1 rRNA gene is annotated in these 2472 nt (G+C 55.1%); it reads left to right on the top strand.

The annotated features are described in order from the left end of the window. A 23S ribosomal RNA gene (locus tag A4U59_RS20550) occupies positions 1 to 2470 on the top strand; the annotation flags it as partial. Positions 2471 to 2472 lie beyond the last annotated feature (2 nt).

Here is a 2472-nt window from a genome sequence, read left to right as displayed (position 1 = left end):
CCAAGGCTAAATACTCCCTAGTGACCGATAGTGAACCAGTACCGTGAGGGAAAGGTGAAAAGCACCCCGGGAGGGGAGTGAAAGAGAACCTGAAACCGTGTGCCTACAAGTAGTCGGAGCCCGTTAACGGGTGACGGCGTGCCTTTTGTAGAATGAACCGGCGAGTTACGATCCCGTGCAAGGTTAAGCCGAAGAGGCGGAGCCGCAGCGAAAGCGAGTCTGAACAGGGCGAATGAGTACGTGGTCGTAGACCCGAAACCGAGTGATCTACCCATGTCCAGGGTGAAGTCCAGGTAACACTGGATGGAGGCCCGAACCCACGCGTGTTGAAAAACGCGGGGATGAGGTGTGGGTAGGGGTGAAATGCCAATCGAACTCGGAGATAGCTGGTTCTCCCCGAAATAGCTTTAGGGCTAGCCTCAAGTGTTAGAGTCCTGGAGGTAGAGCACTGATTGGACTAGGGGCCCTCACCGGGTTACCGAATTCAGTCAAACTCCGAATGCCAGAGACTTATCCTTGGGAGTCAGACTGCGAGTGATAAGATCCGTAGTCGAAAGGGAAACAGCCCAGACCGCCAGCTAAGGTCCCAAAGTATACGTTAAGTGGAAAAGGATGTGGAGTTGCACAGACAACCAGGATGTTGGCTTAGAAGCAGCCACCATTTAAAGAGTGCGTAATAGCTCACTGGTCGAGTGACTCTGCGCCGAAAATGTACCGGGGCTAAACGTATCACCGAAGCTGCGGATTGACACCGATGGTGTCAGTGGTAGGGGAGCGTTCTAAGGGCTGAGAAGCAGGACCGGAAGGACCTGTGGAGCGCTTAGAAGTGAGAATGCCGGTATGAGTAGCGAAAAGACAAGTGAGAATCTTGTCCACCGAAAGCCTAAGGTTTCCTGAGGAAGGCTCGTCCGCTCAGGGTTAGTCGGGACCTAAGCCGAGGCCGAAAGGCGTAGGCGATGGACAACAGGTTGATATTCCTGTACCACCTCCTCACCGTTTGAGCAATGGGGGGACGCAGGAAGGTAGGGTAAGCGCGCTGTCGGATATGCGCGTCCAAGCAGTGAGGCCGATGGATAGGCAAATCCGTCCATCATGCGGCTGAGCTGTGACGGCGAGGGAAATAGAGTACCGAAGTTCCCGATCCTACACTGCCAAGAAAAGCCTCTAGCGAGGTGAGAGGTGCCCGTACCGCAAACCGACACAGGTAGGCGAGGAGAGAATCCTAAGGTGCTCGGGAGAACTCTCGTTAAGGAACTCGGCAAAATGACCCCGTAACTTCGGGAGAAGGGGTGCTCCTGCGGGTGCAAGCCTGCGGGAGCCGCAGTGAAAAGGCCCAAGCGACTGTTTAGCAAAAACACAGGTCTCTGCGAAGCCGTAAGGCGAAGTATAGGGGCTGACACCTGCCCGGTGCTGGAAGGTTAAGAGGAGGGGTTATCCTTATGGAGAAGCTCTGAATCGAAGCCCCAGTAAACGGCGGCCGTAACTATAACGGTCCTAAGGTAGCGAAATTCCTTGTCGGGTAAGTTCCGACCCGCACGAAAGGTGCAACGACTTGGGCACTGTCTCAACGAGAGACCCGGTGAAATTATACTATGCGTGAAGATGCGCATTACCCGCGACAGGACGGAAAGACCCCGTGGAGCTTTACTGCAGCCTGATATTGAATTTTGGTACAGCTTGTACAGGATAGGCAGGAGCCTTGGAAGCCGGAGCGCCAGCTTCGGTGGAGGCGCTGGTGGGATACTGCCCTGGCTGTATTGAAATTCTAACCCAGGACCGTGATCCGGTTCGGAGACAGTGTCAGGCAGGCAGTTTGACTGGGGCGGTCGCCTCCTAAAGAGTAACGGAGGCGCCCAAAGGTTCCCTCAGAATGGTTGGAAATCATTCGCAGAGTGTAAAGGCACAAGGGAGCTTGACTGCGAGACCTACAAGTCGAGCAGGGACGAAAGTCGGGCTTAGTGATCCGGTGGTTCCGCATGGAAGGGCCATCGCTCAACGGATAAAAGCTACCCCGGGGATAACAGGCTTATCTCCCCCAAGAGTCCACATCGACGGGGAGGTTTGGCACCTCGATGTCGGCTCATCGCATCCTGGGGCTGTAGTCGGTCCCAAGGGTTGGGCTGTTCGCCCATTAAAGCGGTACGCGAGCTGGGTTCAGAACGTCGTGAGACAGTTCGGTCCCTATCCGTCGCGGGCGCAGGAAATTTGAGAGGAGCTGTCCTTAGTACGAGAGGACCGGGATGGACACACCGCTGGTGTACCAGTTGTCTTGCCAAAGGCATCGCTGGGTAGCTACGTGTGGAAGGGATAAGTGCTGAAAGCATCTAAGCATGAAGCCCCCCTCAAGATGAGATTTCCCACAGCGTCAGGCTGGTAAGATCCCTTAGAGAAGATGAGGTTGATAGGTCCGAGGTGGAAGCGTGGCGACACGTGCAGCTGACGGATACTAATCGATCGAGGGCTTATCCTGGC

Source organism: Bacillus marinisedimentorum, from assembly GCF_001644195.2.
Classification (GTDB): Bacteria; Bacillota; Bacilli; order Bacillales; family Bacillaceae_O; genus Bacillus_BL; species Bacillus_BL marinisedimentorum.
This window is presented reverse-complemented; position numbering and strand designations above follow the sequence as displayed.